This window comes from Streptomyces subrutilus (genome assembly GCF_008704535.1).
Taxonomy (GTDB): domain Bacteria; phylum Actinomycetota; class Actinomycetes; order Streptomycetales; family Streptomycetaceae; genus Streptomyces; species Streptomyces subrutilus.
In genome coordinates this window covers 5,186,423-5,201,519 of record NZ_CP023701.1, presented here as the reverse complement: position 1 = coordinate 5,201,519, position 15,097 = coordinate 5,186,423, and the positions used below count along the sequence as shown (strand labels likewise).

Below are 15,097 nucleotides of genomic sequence, written 5' to 3'. Positions count from 1 at the left end.
CAGGTGGCGCGGACCACCTCCCGTTTTGTATCGTGTAGGAACAAAGTGGTTCCGTCCTCACTCCCTGACCGGTGGACGGAACCACTTGTTCTCTTTTCCCGCCCCGTCTGGAGCCCCCCATGTCGGCCAGCACCACCGCATCCGTCGCCCTCAGCGCCAAGGCCCTGCTCCTGGACATGGACGGCACCATCGTCAACTCCGACGCGGTGGTCGAACGCTGCTGGCGCGCATGGGCGCTCTCCCACGGGCTGGACCCGCACGAGACCCTCAAGGTGGTCCACGGCCGCCAGGGCTACGCCTCCATGGCCGTCCTGCTGCCGGACCGCCCCATGGAGGTCAACCTCGCGGAGAACGCGGTGATGCTCGCCCGCGAGACCGCCGACACCGACGGCGTGGTCCCCGTCCCGGGCGCACCCGCCTTCATGGCCGCGCTCGCCGAACTCCCCCACGCCCTGGTCACCTCCGCCGACCTCCCCCTGGCCACGGCCCGCATGGGCGCCGCCGCCCTGCCGATGCCCGCGGTACGGATCACGGCCGAGTCCGTCCAGTCCAGCAAGCCCCACCCCGAGGGCTTCCTCAAGGGCGCCGCCGCACTCGGCGTCGACCCGGCCGACTGCATCGTCTTCGAGGACTCGGCCGCAGGCATCGCCGCCGGCCTGGCCGCAGGCATGCGCGTGATCGGCGTCGGCCCCCGCGCAGCCGCCCACGCCCCCACCCTCCACGTCCCGGACCTGACCACCCTGCGCGTCACGCCGGCACCGGACGGCTCGATCGCCGTAACGGTGGAGACGCCGGCAGCCTAGGCCAGACCCGGTCCGACAGGGCGGGGGTGTGGGGGCGGTGCGCCCGGGCGGGGCGGGAGAGGTTGGGGGTTCCCGTCAGTCTCATCGTCTCTCCGTGTCGTGCCGGTCCCTCAAGGGCGCTCCCTGCGGTCGCGTCGCTTCGCGATGGCCTTCGGCCCCCCTTGACCGACCGTCCCGCCCCGGACATACGAAGACGGTCGGGAACCCCCAGAAGAACGGCACGGGGGCAGACATCCCAGGGACGGGGAGAGCTAGGCATCCCGGCCACGCCTTCGGCCGGCAAGCTCCCCGAACGACGGCGAGATGAGCCCAGCGGGAGGTCAGCGCGGCCCGCATCAGATCGCTACACACTTGCTCTCGGCTCAGCGACTGCAGCCCGTCCGAGGCTGGGCACAAGCCGCCCACCCTCGCCACACAGTCCCCCCGAGACGGCGACCGCGGGTCGCTTGTCCCCATGTGGCGGCCAGTGGAGGGCGCAGAACGCCTCTGCTGTGCCGACAGGTTGATACGAACAACCTCAGACGCAGTCAGCCGCATTCACGCGCCCAAACAGGCGGCAGGCAAACACCTCCCGGTTGCTTCTTCAACGGTCACCCAGGGGGAGCGCATTACTGCACGGGTCCGGAAGGCCAGCCGTGCGCACCGTGATGAATGACCACGCATCCATGCACAGCATTCACGCACGCCGAATAGATGCCGGACCACCGGCGCACGCAGGCGCACCTCCGCTTCGCGGCCTGCTTGAACAAGCCGGGGCAGGCCAGCAAGGTGGACGAGGCCGAGCTGATCGACAAGGTACTAGCGGGTACAGACCGGCCGATGGCCCAGTCCGCGGCCCTACGACACCTCACCCGCCGCACCTCCGCCCTGCACCGCTCCCCACGACTCCCGGGTCGAGACAATGACCCGCGCCACGACTCACTCCGAGTTACTGACACAGCGCCCGCGCGAATGCCCCCTCTTCCGAGCCATCGCGCAGGAACAGGCATGAAAACGGGACGAGTTACTCGCATCACCCACTGACTTCACCCCGGAATGACCGAGACCTCTCACGTCGCTCACCGCCGAAAACGACCTGGAGCATCGAAGCCAGCGTCGGACCACGAACGGCCTCTGCCCGACCACAGGCGGTCGCCGGACGCTTGGCCGAGAGCAAGTGCGTAGCGATCTGATGCGCCCAAGGCCCCTGGACGGACTGGCCGTCCGGTCCCCTGCGGGGCATACCGGCCGAATGCATGGCCGGGTACGTACGTCCAGCTCTCCCTGTCCCTGGAACGTCTGCCCCCCGTGCCGTTCTTTTAGGGGTTCCCGACAGTCTTCGTATGTCCGGGGCGGGACGGTCGGTCAAGGGTGGCCGAAGGCCATCGCGAAGCGACGCAACCGCGGAGAGCGCCCAGCCCCACACCGGAGCAGCAACTTCCGTTTAAACAGTGCCCCTTGGACGTCTTGATGTGACGTGCTCATGTCGTCAGGCTGTCACCTGGCGCCCATCCTCGCGAAACCTGGCGCCGCAACCATGGCCGCGCCCCTCCGGGGCCGCACGGTCACACCCCCCGCATCCAGGGAGCCCGTCATGGCACTCATACCCGTCGTCTACGCGCGTCGAATCGGCGTGCTCGCGTCCGCCGCCGCGCTGGCCGCCCTCACCGCGCTCGTCAACGCGCCCACCGCGCAGGCCTCTCCGCCCGCCCCCATCAGCGCCGCGGCCGCCCGCGCGTACCTGGCGACGGTCACGCCCACGACCGAGGGCTCCACCAGCGGCTACAGCCGCGACCTCTTCCCGCACTGGAGCACCGTCTCCGGCGCCTGCAACACCCGCGAGACCGTCCTCAAGCGGGACGGCGTGAACGTCGTCCAGGACTCCGCCTGCGCCGCGGTGAGCGGAAGCTGGTTCTCCGAGTACGACGGGGCCACCTGGACCGCCGCCTCCGACGTGGACATCGACCACATGGTTCCGCTCGCCGAGGCCTGGCGCTCCGGGGCCAACTCCTGGACCACCGCCAAGCGCCAGCAGTTCGCCAACGACCTCACGCGCCCGCAGCTCATCGCGGTCACGGACAACGTCAACCAGGCCAAGGGCGACCTCGACCCCGGCAAGTGGCTGCCCTCGCGCACCGCCTACCGCTGTACGTACGCCCGGATGTGGGTCAACGTGAAGCAGTACTGGGCGCTGAGCATGGACTCGGGCGAGAAGACGGCCCTGGTCAACATCCTCAACGGCTGCTGACCCCCCACCCCGACCAGCCGGCCCAGCCCCGGCACCCACCGCGCACCCACCCCGCACCAACCACCCACCACCCACACACCAACCACCCCACCCATCACCATCCGCACAGCGCGTGCCGGCCGGGCCCCCGTCGGGCCCGGCCGGCCGATCTTTCCCCCGCCAGGGGGAGGCGGTGCCCGGCCTCCCCGTCGTACCGTGATCAAAGGGGATACGAAGGAGGGGGAGTCGCATGGCCGGACTGCGTCTGGGGCCGCTGCTGCGCTACGTCGACTGGGATACGGGCGGGGCGGCCACGATATGGGTCGAGGCGGACCGCCCGTGCGCCGCCGAGGTGAAGTGCGCCGACGGGGCGGGCGGCCGGGCGCGCACCTTCCAGGTGGCCGGGCACCACTACGCGCTGGTTCCGGTGACCGGCCTGACCCCCGGGTCCACGACCGCGTACGAGGTGCTGCTGGACGGGGCGCAGGTGTGGCCGCTGCCCGACAGTTCCTTCCCGGCGAGCACGATCACCACTCCGGCGGTGACGGGCCGTGGCCGTGCCTCGCCCGGGCCGGGGCTGCGCGTCACGTTCGGCTCGTGCCGGCAGGCCGCGCCGCCTGCGGGCGGCCGGCGCGGGCCGCACGGTGCCGACGCGCTCGACACGCTCTCCTCGCGGCTGGCCGCCGATCCGGAGGCGGTGCGCCCGGACCTCCTGCTGCTGCTGGGCGACCAGGTGTACGCGGACGCGCTGTCCCGGGAGACCCGGAAGTGGATCGCGGCCCGGCGGGATCTGCGGGAGCAGCCGGGCGCCCAGGTCGCGGACTATGAGGAGTACACCCGGCTCTACTACGAGTCGTGGCTCGATCCGGAGATCCGGTGGTTGTTGTCGACGGTGTCGAGCCTGCACATATTCGACGACCACGACGTCATCGACGACTGGAACACGAGCGCGGCGTGGGTCGCGGAGATGCGGGAGACGGCGTGGTGGCCGGAGCGGGTGTTCAGCGGGCTGATGTCGTATTGGGTGTACCAGCACCTGGGCAACCTCTCCCCTGCCGAGCTGGCGGCCGACGAGCTGTACGCGGCGGTGTGCGAGACCCCGGACGGGACGGAGCCGCTGCGGGCCTTCGCGGCGTCGGCGGACGCCGATCCGACGACGGCGCGCTGGAGCTACCGGCGGGACTTCGGCCGGACGCGGCTGCTGATGGTGGACACGCGCGCGGCGCGGGTGCTGGCGGAGGACGGGCGGGCGATGCTCGATCCGTCGGAGCAGCAGTGGCTCCGTGACAACGCGCTGGCGGGGCACGGGGGCTATGACCACCTGTTGATCGGGTCCTCGTTGCCGTGGTTGATGCCGCCGCTGATCCATGACGCGGAGACGTGGAACGCGGCGCTGTGCCGGGGTGACCGGGGGCCGCGGTGGGCGCGGATCGGGGAGAATCTGCGCCGGCGCAGCGATCTGGAGCACTGGCCCGCGTTTCCGGCTTCGTTCGCCGCGTTGACGGATCTGATCGAGGAAGTGGGGACGGGTCCGCGGGCGCCGGCGACGGTGTGCGTGCTGTCGGGGGACGTGCACCACGCGTATGTGGCCGAGCCGCGGATACCGACGACCGCGCGGGTGTTCCAGCTGACGTGTTCGCCGGTGCACAACTCGATCCACACGGCGGTGAAGTGGGGCTTTCGGCTGGGCTGGTCGCGGTTGGGCCGGTGGCTGGGGCGGGGGTTCTCCAGACACGGGCGGACGGGGCGTCCACCGGTGAGCTGGCGGCGTACGGGTGGGCCGTGGTTCGGCAACCAGTTGATGACGTTGGCGTTGGCGGGACGGACGGCGCGGCTCCGGCTGGACCAGTCGCGCAAGGACCGCAAGGGTGCCCGGCTGGTGACGGTGCTGGACCGGGAGCTGACCGCGGTGGAGTAGCCGCGGCGGGGGCGGCGGGCGCGGGCCCGGGCTCTTCGGGCGGGCGTCGGGGTGCGGCCGCCGCCGCGGAGCCCGCGAGGGCGGAGCCGGCCGGCGCTGCCGGGGCTGCGGTCGTGGAGGTGGTAGGGCGGATCGGGTGGGACGGGGCGCGGCCCCGGGCGTCCGGCGGGTGGATGCCGGGCGTACGCTGTATGGCTGTCAAGCCGCTCCTGCCGCTCCCCCGCGTCGTCGCGGCGCTTCGTGCCGCAGTACGTCCACCGCACCGGGGAGTCCCGCCTTGTTTGAGACGCTGGGGTCGCTGACCGCGAGCCCATGGATCTATGCCGTGGTGGCGCTCTCCATCGTGCTCGACGTCTTCCTTCCGGTGCTGCCGAGCGGGGTCCTGGTCATCACCGCCGCCGCGGCCGCGGCGGCTGCCGGGGCGGCGGCGCCCGTGCCGGTGCCCGCGCAGGTGCCGGACATCCTGGCGCTGCTGGTGATCGCCACGACGGCTTCGGTGCTGGGTGACGTGGCCGCGTTCCGGCTGGCGCGCCGGGGCGGAGCCCGGCTGGACCGGGCCATCGCCCGGTCCCGGCGCCTCACGCGGGCGCACGAGCGGCTGGGTACGGCCCTGGCCCGGGGCGGCGGCGCCCTGGTGGTGATCGCCCGCTTCGCTCCTGCGGGGCGCTCGGTGGTGTCCCTGGGCGCGGGCCGGACGCAGCGCGAGGTGAAGGAGTTCCTTCCCTGGTCGGTGCTGGCGGGCATGGCCTGGGCGGGGTACAGCGTGGCGTTGGGGTATTTCGGTACGCAGTGGCTGGGTACCCAGTGGCTCGGTACGGCGGTGTCGTTGATCGCCCTCTTCGCGGCGGGCGCGCTGGCGGCGTACCTCGTACGCCGCCCGTCCTCGGCGGCGGCGCCCGCCCCTGCCGCGTAGCGCCGCCGCCCGACCTGCCGCACCCGGCGAGGGCGGGAGGCCGCCCCGCCCGGCTTGCCCCGCCCCGCCCGACCGGCCGGGGCCGCGCGCCGGCCCGCAGTCGGGTGCCTCGCCCGGGTGGAGCAGTGGCTCACCCGTTCACCCGGCCCCGATCGCCGCGCGGGAGCAGGGCTCCTAGCGTCCGGAGCACGGTGCGCAACCGAATCCGCGTCACACCCGTGCCCTGGCCGCGCCGTGTAGAGGAGCCGAGGAGTTCTCTCCATGCCAGCCGAGCCCCGCACCAGACCCCCCGCCAGGCCGCATGCCGCGTGGGCCGCCGCCCGTCCGGCCCGCCTGCTGGCGCTGGCCGCCGCGGCGCTCGCCGTCGCCGCCGCCACGCCCGCCGCGCTGGCCCACGCCGCCCCGTCCGCGTCCGTCTCCCCGAGTACGGTCGCGCCGGGCGGCCGGGTCGGCCTCAATGTCGCCGGCTGCGGCACGAAGACCGGCCGGGCCACCTCGACGGCCTTCGGGGAGATGCAGCTGACCCCGGGCAACCTGGAGGCCGCCAACCTGGTCGGCAGCGCCACGGTCTACCGCAACGCCACGCAGGGCAGCCACCTCGTCACCTTCGAGTGCGGGGGCCCCGGCGGCCTGCGCGCCACGGCGTCCCTCACCGTCGCTCCGGGCGGCGCGCGGGGCGGTACGGGCGGCAGCATCGGCACGATGAGCCCGGGGCAGGTCGCGGTGGGCGGCTCGCTGGTCGCGGCCGCTCTGGGCGCCGGGGTGTGGACGATCCGCCGGCGCCCGGCTTCCGTCTGACCTGCGCCGCGGATCCGCCCGGACCTCGTACGGGCCGGCCAGAGGGGTCAGGCGGTCGCGGCCAGGCGGTCACGGTCAGACGCTGGCGGCCTGCCCCCTCACGTGCACCCCGTCGAGGAGGACCCGGGTGGCTTCGGCCACCGCCTCGACGGCCTCGTCGAACACCTCGCGGTTGTGTGCGGCGGGGGCCCGGAAGCCGGACACCTTGCGTACGTACTGGAGGGCTGCGGCGCGGATCTCCTCCTCGGTGGCCTTCTCGGGGATGGCGGGCGGGCGCAGGGTCTTAATGGAACGGCACATACCTCCACTATCGCGCTACCGCGGCAGCTCGGCGCCGGCCCCGGAGAGTTTGAGGATGAGTGCGGCCTGGAGCCTGCCGCGCAGTTCGGGGTCGGCGACCTCGTCGAGGAGGCCGATGGCCTGCTGGGTGGATTCGGCGGCCCGACGGTCGTCGCGCAGTGCGCTCGTCTGGTCGGCCATGTACGCCAGGGCGAGGTCGGCCCGGCGGTGGAAGAGCTGTCCGACGAGCGCGGTGACCAGGCCGACGGAGCTGGTGACGATGCCGAGGTAGAGCTCGCCGCCGCTCTCGGCCTTCCACACGGCGAGCCCGACGCCGAACAGGAGGACGGCGGCGCCGGCCGCGGAGAAGCCCTGGCTGGTGGCGAAGCTGGTGCGGGCCTGGGTCAGTCCGTACGCGTAGTACTCGACGAGCAGCGGGGTGAAGTCGTCGCGACCGTCGCCGAGTTGGGCGGGTCCGGGCGGGTGGGCGCCGACGTCGTCGAAGGTGGGGTGCCGGGGCCCGGCGACCGGCGGCTCGGCGCCCGCGACCGGGGTGGCGTCGGCGAGCCGGGCGAGGAGCCGGGCCCGTTCCTGGGCGCGTCTGCGCTCGAAGGCGGCCAGCGAGGCCCGTTGCAGCACCATCACCAGCAGAACGGCGCCGATCACCGCTCCGCCCACCCCGACCCATGCGAGCCACTCGCCCATCCCCCGACGATCCCACGCCGGCCCGACCGGGCCAAGGGCCCGGCGGCGACGCTGATGCGGGTGCGGCGGCCCGAACCTAGACTGGCGGGGCCAGGAGGTTCCCGAACGAGGGAGAGGTGCGCCATGGCCAAGCGAGGCAACAAGCGACGGGCCCGCAAGAAGAAGAAGGCCAACCACGGCAAGCGCCCCAACGCCTGACCGCCCCGAGCACTCCGCACGCCCCCGCGATCCGGTCCCCCGACCCCGCGGCGGCCGTGCGCCCGCGAAGCCCCCGGACACGATCGATCGGGGGCTTCCGCACGCGCACGGCTCATCGATCCGTTCGCCCGCCGAAGTCCGCTGCCCACGACCGCGTTGAAGATGAACCGACGCGCGAAGGCGTGGAGCGCCCTGCTGGACGAACGGCCTGGGCCCCAGAAGCCTGGCCCGCTATGGCTTGCCTGGGTCGACGGCAGACGGGATGACAGCACCCCACCCCCACCACAAACCGGCCCGCACCCGCACGGCCGGCCCCCGGTCATCCCGGAGCCTGTGCGCCCCCGCCGGAGGCATGTCTTTGAGCGGGTGGTGACGTCGCCTTGGGATCCCGCTGCTCGGCCTCCGACGGCTCGGCGCACGCTCCGCTGGGGCCTGCGCCAGGGGCTGAGCCTGGCAGTGTTGGGCGGAGTCATGGTTTCGCTCGGCACAGGTGCTTAGTGGGTGTGGGCCAGCGTTGTGAACTCGGGTGCTCAGCCGTACTGCGGTTGTCCCACCATCGAACCCGTGCCGTCTGGCGCGCGGCCGGCGGTCGGGCTTGAGCGGGGCGTAGACAGGAGCGCAGGCCCGGGCGACGGGCGCGCTCGCCGCGCTGTGCGCGGCGGGTGCCTTGATGAAGTAGGGAAACTCTCACCGCACCGTGAGCAGCTGGCGCCCGTCATGGCTCCGGACGTGAGGCCCATCCCCGTCCAGGGCGTCCAGGAGTCGGATCGCGTAGACCTCGGACATCCGCTCGGACACCTCTTCGGGCGCATGACCGAACTGGAGTACGGCCCATACCGAGGGCCTCGCCAGAACTCTGACGCGCGCTGCATGATGCAGCCCACCCGATCCCTAGGGGGACCATGCGCACCACCGCCCGCACCCTGACTGCGGCCCTCATCCTGACCGCCGCCCTGACCGGCTGCTCCAGCAGCAGCCCGGCACCGACGCCGGCGCCCGCATCCTCGTCGGCGCCGGCCACGTCCGCGCCTGCGCGGTCCGCTGCGGAGGTCAGCGCGGACTGCACGGCCGCCGTCGCGGACCGAATGGCGGCCTCGCCCGGGCAGGATTCGTTCGCGCCGACACGCCGCCCTGCGCCCCGTTGTCGGACAGCGAGTACCTGACCGCGTACATGAAGGGCGTGGCGGAGGCGAACAAGGCGGGCCGGGACAAGCTGCAGCAGGAGATCGACGACGCGGCGGCCGGGCGCGGGTAGTGACCCCGGCCCCGGCGTGAAGAACGCGCTGCCCCCTTCCGGCCCTTCGCGGTCGGGAGGGGGCGGCCTTTGCGTGTGGCGGTACCGTTCAGGTGTCGAGTCTGAACGGGAGCCAGTATGCACTCTCTACCGCACGACCACGCAGGCCCGCGCATGAAGCGCCTCCGCCTGGAGCGCCACCTCACCCAGCGGGCCGTAGCCGACCTGGCCCAGGTCCCCTACAGCACCTACACGAAGACCGAGCAGGGAGCCATCGCCGCCTCCCCGCACCTCATCGCCGCCGTCGCCCGCGCCCTCCGTGTCGACGTCGCCACGGTCACCGGCCAGCCGTACGCCACCGAACTCCGCGCGGACGAGCTGGACATACTGATCCGCCCCATCCGCGAGGCCCTGGACGTCTACGACCTCGGCGCCGACCCGGACATCACCCCCCGCGCGCACCAGCTCCTCGCCGACGACGCGGAGGCCCTCCTCGTCGCGGTCCGCGCCGGGGAGATCAAGCAGGTCGCGAGTCAGCTGCCCGGGCTCGTGCAGGAGGCCACGACGTCGGCGCACACGGCGCCGGGACGAGACGGCTGGCTGCTCCTGGCCAGCCTCTACCGGACCTCGTACGACGTCGCCTCGAAGCTGGGCTACTACGACCTTGCCGCGCTGGCCCTGGCCCGCATGGACTGGGCGGCCGAGCGCGGCAGCGACGCCGTGTTCGGGGGCATGTACCGGTACATGCGGGCCCTCACCTACCTCCGCGACGGCGAGTACCGCACCGGCGAGCGACTCGTCCAGCTCGGGCTGCGGACGCTCGCGCAGGCGGAGCCGACCCGCGAACGGGAGGTCGTCACCGGGCAGCTACACCTCGGCGCCGCGGTGATGGCCGGCCGGTCCAAGGACGGCGGGCGGGCGGAGAACCACCTCGCCGAGGCGGACCGGATCGCCGCCGAGACCGGCGAGGCTGTCGACGTGCACTGGCTGGCGTTCGGCCCGACGAACGTGGCCGTCCACCGGGTCAGTGTGCTGGCCGAGCTGGACGAGTACGGGCAGGCTGCGCAGAAAGGCCGGGCGGTGACGATCCCTGCGGACTGGCCGAAGTCCCGCCGGAGCCACCACTTCGCGGAGCTCGCCCGGGCGCAGATGTGGACGGGCAACCTGGACGACTCGTTCCAGAACCTGCTGCGCGCGCGGAAGGCAGCGCCGCAGCAGGCCCGCTATCACCAGACGGTCCGGGAGACGTACGCCGGCCTGGAGGCGGCCCGCCGTCAACTGCCGGACAGCTTCCTCTCGTACGGCTACTGGCTGGGCGCATAACGCTCAGCTGACCCTTGGCCCCGACCATCAACATCTGGTGATAGTTGGGGCCTTGCCGTGCTCCCACACTCGTCTCACAGCCCGCGGACGACGGCAGGGAGCAGCCGTATGACCAGCAGACACGCACCGCCGACCAGCCCCGGCGCGACCCGCTGCCAGGACGTTCCGGTCCCGGCCACCAGCCGCCTGTCCACGGAGCAGCTCCACGGCCGGGCGTGCGTTGCCTGCGGGGAGCCGCTGCCCGCGGCCCGCGTACACCGCGGCGTCGCCCTGGTCCACGACGGCGGGTACGCGCTCGACTTCGACGTCTACTCCTGCCCGCCCTCGGACGGGGGCGCGGCGTGAGGGGGCCCTTCGACGATGAGCCCGACCCGTCGCGGTGCCCCTACTACCGCGCCTCGCCGCTGCCGATCGGGGGCCCGGAGGGCGGAGCCGTGCTCCACGAGAGTGGCTGCCGACGGCATCGGCCCGGTGACCCCGCCAACGAGTCGCGGTCCGCCATCCCGGGCCGCCGCCGGTGAGAGAGCTGACGAAACACCTGCTGATCATCGTGGCCGTGCTGGCCGCGGTCGCCGCAGTCGTCATCGGCACCTGAGACCCCCGCCCCTCGTACGGGTGACCCGGGGCGGGTCTGCACCACCGCACCACCGCTCGTGGGAAAGGCTCGGCCGCATGGCCTGGACCTGCCCCAAATGCCACAACGGCAACGCAATCACGTACATCTGGAACGCAGAGGGCTACCACCCGATGCCCTGCTTCGACTGCGGGATGCGCCTCCGCCGAGGAGGCCGCCTGCTCCACCAGCTCACACCCTGCCACCGGCCGGGATGCACGGGGCACCTCGCCGCCGCGTACTCGCCGTCGGACGCAGGGCTACAGCGAGTCGAGACGCCGGCGTTCCATCCGTGCTCCGTCAACATTCTGGAGGCATCCGATGGCCCAGGTAGTCCACAAAGTTCCGTGCCCGACCCCCGGCTGCGGGGGATCGAGGGCCGACGTGTATGAGGTAGACGAGAACGGCAACATCATCGCGAGGATCTCCTCGTCCGGCTGCCAGGCCTGCGGGCGCTGACACCCCCAGTCCCGGCCGGCTGCTGCCGTGGTCGGCCGGGGCTACCCGCGGGCCCGCCTGGCCCGTACGGTGTGTGCATGCCACACGCGACGTTATCCGTCCGGTAGGACTACGGCTCCCGCACCAACTCGGCCAGCGGTACACCGAGCGCGTCGGAGATTCGTAGCAGCGTGTCCAGCCGCGGGCTGACCTTGCCTTGTTCGAGCAGGGTGTAGGACGGCCGGTCCATGCCCATCTCGTTCGCCACCCGCTCCTGTGTCAGGTTGCGGTGCTCCCGTGCCGCCCTGATCCGGCCCGCGATGCGTCGCCGACGAGCGAGGACGTCGTCAGAGGGCGGTACAGAGCGCGGCACCTGTCCACGCTGGGGCAGCCATGATCGTTTGTCAGTTGGCCAAATCCTACATTGTGTGATCTTGGGGTTTCGCGGGCATTCGCACCGCTTGCGACGTCCTTACAGCTCGCCCCCCGCGCCCCGCGCGATCAGGGGTGAGCAGGTCGACCCCTCCGAGCGTCCGTACATCCGCCGGACCGGTCGCCCTGGTCCTGATTTCGGTCAGGACGCGCCGCCCCGCCCCATTCCGGGGCGGGGCGGTTTAGCGTGTACAACGAGAAGCCCCCCGGCGACATACGCGCCGGGGGGCTTCTGCCTGAGAGACGGGTCTTCCCCACCCGAACTCCCAGAATCCGAGCGGCGTACATCTGGCGCGCATGGGGAGAAGCGCCGGCCCCGCTCGTGCGTGCACTCTAACCCGATGATCTGCCAGTTGTGACCTCCCGAATGGGTGATGACCACAGGCGTTCCGGTGGGGTTGTGGACTCTTAGTGGACTCTGGGCACGCGAACGGCCCCCCAACCGCTGCCGGTTGGGGGGCCGTTCACACTGCCTGACCTGCTAGTTCCTACTGGTGGGCGCGGACGGTTTCGAACCGCCGACATCTGCTTTGTAAGAGCAGCGCTCTACCCCTGAGCTACGCACCCGTGAATGAGTGGACAGCCTACATGCCGGGCACACCCCCCACGCAAACCCGTTCCGGTGGGGGAGAATGGACCGGGGCACGGCGGACGCGGTACGGGAGAGGGATTGTGACGACGGCATCCCGGCGTTGGTTCGGTGGGCGGGACGAGAGTCGGCGGGCGGATGCCCAGGCGGCCAAGGATGCCGCCGCCGCGGCCTTCTACGAGCTGGACACCGCGCAGCGGGACCTGCGGATCTCGATCGAGACCATCGCCGCGGCGGACGGTTCTCCGGCGGCGCGGCAGGCGGGCGAGGGGTTCGCCGCGCTCGGGCAGCGGATCGACCAGGTCAGCCACGTGTACATCGAGGCGGTCGACGCGCACGACCTGGACCGGCCCGAGCTGGAGGGCTCGGCCGCCGCGCGGGCCCGGGAGGAGCTGACCCGGGCGCGGGACGAGCTCGTCCGCGTCAAGGGCGAGCTGGACCGGTTCGAGCAGGGCCTGCGGCCGCTGCTGGACAAGGCGGAGACGCAGTTGGCGCGGGTGGCTCCGGCGCGGGAGCGGGCCAAGGCCGCGCTGTTGGCGGCCAGTGACGCGCTGGACGCGGTACGGGCCCGGGGGATGCGGGCGGACGACCTCGCGGCGCGGCTGGCGGCGCTGGGGCCTGAGCTGACGCTGTTGAACCAGGGGGCCGCGCTCCACGGGGTGCAGGCCACGGTGCAGCGCGCGGACCGGATCCTCCGGGACGCGGAGGGGGTGCGGGCGGAGGCGGCCCGGCTGCCGGAGCGGGCCGCGGAGATCGACCGGCGGCTGGTGAGCCTGCGGACGCGGGCGCAGGCGCTGCGCAACCGGGCCGACCGGGTCGACCCGGTCCTCAGCGAGCTGCGCCGCAGGTTCAGCGCGGCGTGCTGGCAGGACCTCCAGCACGTGCCGGACCAGGCGGTACGGGACGTGGCGCGGGCGGAGGACCGGCTCGCCGAGGCCGGCCGGGCCCGCGAGGAGCAGCGGTGGGCGGACGTCGGGGCGCTGATCGAGGAGGTCCGCGGGTCGCTGGACGCGACCGACGAGGCGGTGTCGGCGGCGCAGGACCGGCTCACGCGGCTGGAGGCGGTGGCCCGTGACCCCCAGGCCGAGGTCGACCGGACGCGGTTCGCGATCCGGGACGCGCAGCGGCTGGCGATGGCGGGCCGGAGCGTGCCCGATCCGCGGCACGCGGGCCCGCTGGACGCGTCGGTGGCGCGGGTGGAGCGGGCGGTGGCGGCGCTGGAGGAGCGGCACCCGGACTACTGGGCGTTCCTGCTGGAGATGGAGGACGTACGGGGGGCCGTGAACCGGGTGGTCAACGACATCCGGTCGGAGCGCGGCCACGGCTGAACCCGCGCCCCGGGACCGGATCGGCACCTGTCCGGGGTTGCCGGGGGGGTGTCCGGCGGCGGATGCTGGAGGGGCGGGGGGACGGAGCCGAGGAGGGCGCCATGGCTGCCCGCACTTCCCACAGGCCTCGCGCGCCCCACACGGCGCACGAGGCAACCCCCGCACCGCATGAGTCCTACGCACCTCATGCGCTCTACGGGTGCCACGAGCTCCATGAGTCCTATGCGCCGTACACGGCCCATGAGCCCTATGCGACCCAGGCACCGCAGGCGCCCCACGGGCTGCTGCGGCGCCTGCTGCACCCCGTCAACGCGCAGCTCGACGAGCACCTGCCGGCCGATCACAAGCTCAACCAGGTCTACCGGGTCGGCGCCGGACTCACCGGGCTGCTGCTGATCGTCTTCGGCATCCTGGGGCTCGTCGACCGGATCGGGTTCTTCGACATCGGTGGCGACACGGTGCTCGCGCTGAACACCAACGGCGCGCTGAGCGTCCTGTCGATCTGCATCGGGCTGTTGCTCTTCGCCGGGATGGTGATCGGCGGAACCTTCGCCTCCACCCTGAACGTCGTGCTGGGCCTGCTGTTCATCGCGAGCGGGTTCGTGAACCTCGCGCTGCTGGACACGGGGCTGAACGTGCTGGCCTTCAAGATCCCGAACGTGCTGTTCAGCTTCGTGGTGGGCGTGATGCTGATGTGGTTCGGGATGTACGGGCGCGTGGGCAGCGCCCTGCCGCACGACAACCCGTACTGGCGTGCACGCCACCCCGAACAGGCGGAGCGCGAACAGCGGGCACGACCCGAGCGGACCCATCCGTAGGCCCCGTGGCCCCGCGGCCTCCGTGGCCCCCGGAGTCCCGGTGGTCTCCGTGGCTCCCGTAGTCCCCGTGGCCCCCGCGGTCCTCCCTCCCGTAGTCCCGCTTCCGCCGTCCTCCGCGATACCCCGCGCGCGTTCCTCGGTGTGTTTCCGGGGAGAGGATGTCCGTACGGGGTGCGGCGGCTTAGCCTTGCCCGTATGCCTCGTTACGAATACCGCTGCCGGACCTGCGAAGACACCTTCGAGGTCAGCCGTCCCATGGCCGAGTCCTCCGCGCCCGCCGACTGCCCCGCGGGGCACTCCGACACCGTCAAGCTGCTCTCGGCCGTCGCCGTGGGCGGCAGCTCCGCCGGCGCCCCCGCACCGGCGATGGGCGGCGGCGGGGGCGGGGGCGGTGGCTGCTGCGGGGGCGGCGGCTGCGGCTGACCGTCTCCGCCTCCCGCTCCGCTCCCCCTCCCGCTGACGGCAACCGCCGGCGCGGAAGCGCGGCCGCCGCCGCGATCCC

At 72.7% G+C, this 15,097-nt stretch carries 14 protein-coding genes, 1 tRNA gene and 1 pseudogene; 11 read left to right on the top strand and 5 right to left on the bottom strand.

Translation table 11 applies throughout. From position 1 onward, the window contains the following. The first annotated feature begins 119 nt into the window (after positions 1–119). From CP968_RS23010 to CP968_RS22990, 5 genes are all read left to right on the top strand, one after another. Positions 120–803, top strand: coding sequence for an HAD-IA family hydrolase (locus tag CP968_RS23010; RefSeq protein ID WP_150519798.1), 684 nt, complete (start codon positions 120–122; stop codon positions 801–803). 1,582 nt (positions 804–2,385) lie between these two features. Beyond that, positions 2,386–3,030 carry an HNH endonuclease family protein gene (locus tag CP968_RS23005; protein ID WP_150522070.1) on the top strand — a complete coding sequence of 215 codons (645 nt, stop codon included), beginning with the start codon at positions 2,386–2,388 and terminating at the stop codon, positions 3,028–3,030. 229 nt (positions 3,031–3,259) lie between these two features. Then, the gene (locus tag CP968_RS23000; RefSeq protein WP_150519797.1) at positions 3,260–4,927 is read left to right on the top strand and encodes an alkaline phosphatase D family protein; all 1,668 of its coding nucleotides are present in this window, start codon (positions 3,260–3,262) and stop codon (positions 4,925–4,927) included. Positions 4,928–5,204: 277 nt separating this feature from the next. Beyond that, positions 5,205–5,840, top strand: coding sequence for a DedA family protein (locus tag CP968_RS22995; RefSeq protein WP_150519796.1), 636 nt, complete (start codon positions 5,205–5,207; stop codon positions 5,838–5,840). 261 nt (positions 5,841–6,101) lie between these two features. Then, positions 6,102–6,638, top strand: a complete 537-nt coding sequence (locus CP968_RS22990; RefSeq protein ID WP_229886534.1) for a hypothetical protein — start codon at positions 6,102–6,104, stop codon at positions 6,636–6,638. A 75-nt stretch (positions 6,639–6,713) separates the two neighbouring features. On the opposite strand, the gene CP968_RS22985 is transcribed toward CP968_RS22990, so the two are convergent. Both CP968_RS22985 and CP968_RS22980 read right to left on the bottom strand, forming a co-directional pair. Further along, on the bottom strand, positions 6,714–6,938 hold the full coding sequence (locus tag CP968_RS22985) for a DUF2277 domain-containing protein (protein WP_150519795.1): 225 nt from the start codon (positions 6,936–6,938) through the stop codon (positions 6,714–6,716). A gap of 15 nt (positions 6,939–6,953) precedes the next feature. Then, positions 6,954–7,622: a TRADD-N-associated membrane domain-containing protein gene (locus tag CP968_RS22980; protein ID WP_167536837.1), complete on the bottom strand. Its 669-nt coding sequence runs from the start codon at positions 7,620–7,622 to the stop codon at positions 6,954–6,956. A 123-nt stretch (positions 7,623–7,745) separates the two neighbouring features. On the opposite strand from CP968_RS22980, the gene CP968_RS35725 reads away from it, so the two are divergent. Beyond that, positions 7,746–7,820 (top strand): 50S ribosomal protein bL37, encoded by a 75-nt coding sequence (locus tag CP968_RS35725; RefSeq protein WP_100661309.1) that lies wholly within the window; start codon positions 7,746–7,748, stop codon positions 7,818–7,820. Positions 7,821–8,507: 687 nt separating this feature from the next. Here the strand turns inward: CP968_RS35725 and CP968_RS34995 are convergent. Next, positions 8,508–8,627: pseudogene (locus CP968_RS34995) on the bottom strand (NUDIX hydrolase); the annotation flags it as partial. Between the two features lie 565 nt (positions 8,628–9,192). On the opposite strand from CP968_RS34995, the gene CP968_RS22965 reads away from it, so the two are divergent. Continuing rightward, complete coding sequence (locus CP968_RS22965) at positions 9,193–10,377, top strand: helix-turn-helix domain-containing protein (protein ID WP_150519794.1); 1,185 nt, start codon at positions 9,193–9,195, stop codon at positions 10,375–10,377. 108 nt (positions 10,378–10,485) lie between these two features. Beyond that, a complete protein-coding gene (locus CP968_RS22960) occupies positions 10,486–10,722 on the top strand; it encodes a hypothetical protein (protein ID WP_150519793.1) in 237 nt (78 codons plus the stop codon). A gap of 836 nt (positions 10,723–11,558) precedes the next feature. Here CP968_RS22960 and CP968_RS22955 read toward each other — a convergent pair. Then, positions 11,559–11,801 (bottom strand): helix-turn-helix domain-containing protein, encoded by a 243-nt coding sequence (locus CP968_RS22955; protein ID WP_150519792.1) that lies wholly within the window; start codon positions 11,799–11,801, stop codon positions 11,559–11,561. A gap of 551 nt (positions 11,802–12,352) precedes the next feature. After that, positions 12,353–12,427, bottom strand: a tRNA-Val gene (locus CP968_RS22950). Between the two features lie 21 nt (positions 12,428–12,448). Here CP968_RS22950 and CP968_RS22945 point away from each other — a divergent pair. From CP968_RS22945 to CP968_RS22935, 3 genes are all read left to right on the top strand, one after another. Beyond that, positions 12,449–13,777: a coiled-coil domain-containing protein gene (locus CP968_RS22945; protein WP_150519791.1), complete on the top strand. Its 1,329-nt coding sequence runs from the start codon at positions 12,449–12,451 to the stop codon at positions 13,775–13,777. Between the two features lie 101 nt (positions 13,778–13,878). Continuing rightward, positions 13,879–14,595: a DUF4383 domain-containing protein gene (locus CP968_RS22940; protein WP_150519790.1), complete on the top strand. Its 717-nt coding sequence runs from the start codon at positions 13,879–13,881 to the stop codon at positions 14,593–14,595. A gap of 195 nt (positions 14,596–14,790) precedes the next feature. Then, entirely contained in the window at positions 14,791–15,018 is a 228-nt protein-coding gene (locus CP968_RS22935) for an FmdB family zinc ribbon protein (RefSeq protein WP_150519789.1), read from the top strand. Positions 15,019–15,097 lie beyond the last annotated feature (79 nt).

What these genes read in the sequence shown, in the direction of transcription:
- CP968_RS22960 (WP_150519793.1), top strand. Translation starts at nt 10,486, where the DNA reads ATGACCAGCAGACACGCACCGCCGACCAGCCCCGGCGCGACCCGCTGC.
- CP968_RS23000 (WP_150519797.1), top strand. Translation starts at nt 3,260, where the DNA reads ATGGCCGGACTGCGTCTGGGGCCGCTGCTGCGCTACGTCGACTGGGAT.
- CP968_RS22935 (WP_150519789.1), top strand. Translation starts at nt 14,791, where the DNA reads ATGCCTCGTTACGAATACCGCTGCCGGACCTGCGAAGACACCTTCGAG.
- CP968_RS22940 (WP_150519790.1), top strand. Translation starts at nt 13,879, where the DNA reads ATGGCTGCCCGCACTTCCCACAGGCCTCGCGCGCCCCACACGGCGCAC.
- CP968_RS23010 (WP_150519798.1), top strand. Translation starts at nt 120, where the DNA reads ATGTCGGCCAGCACCACCGCATCCGTCGCCCTCAGCGCCAAGGCCCTG.
- CP968_RS22965 (WP_150519794.1), top strand. Translation starts at nt 9,193, where the DNA reads ATGCACTCTCTACCGCACGACCACGCAGGCCCGCGCATGAAGCGCCTC.
- CP968_RS22945 (WP_150519791.1), top strand. Translation starts at nt 12,449, where the DNA reads ATGCCGGGCACACCCCCCACGCAAACCCGTTCCGGTGGGGGAGAATGG.
- CP968_RS22980 (WP_167536837.1), bottom strand. Translation starts at nt 7,622, where the DNA reads ATGGGCGAGTGGCTCGCATGGGTCGGGGTGGGCGGAGCGGTGATCGGC.
- CP968_RS22990 (WP_229886534.1), top strand. Translation starts at nt 6,102, where the DNA reads ATGCCAGCCGAGCCCCGCACCAGACCCCCCGCCAGGCCGCATGCCGCG.
- CP968_RS22985 (WP_150519795.1), bottom strand. Translation starts at nt 6,938, where the DNA reads ATGTGCCGTTCCATTAAGACCCTGCGCCCGCCCGCCATCCCCGAGAAG.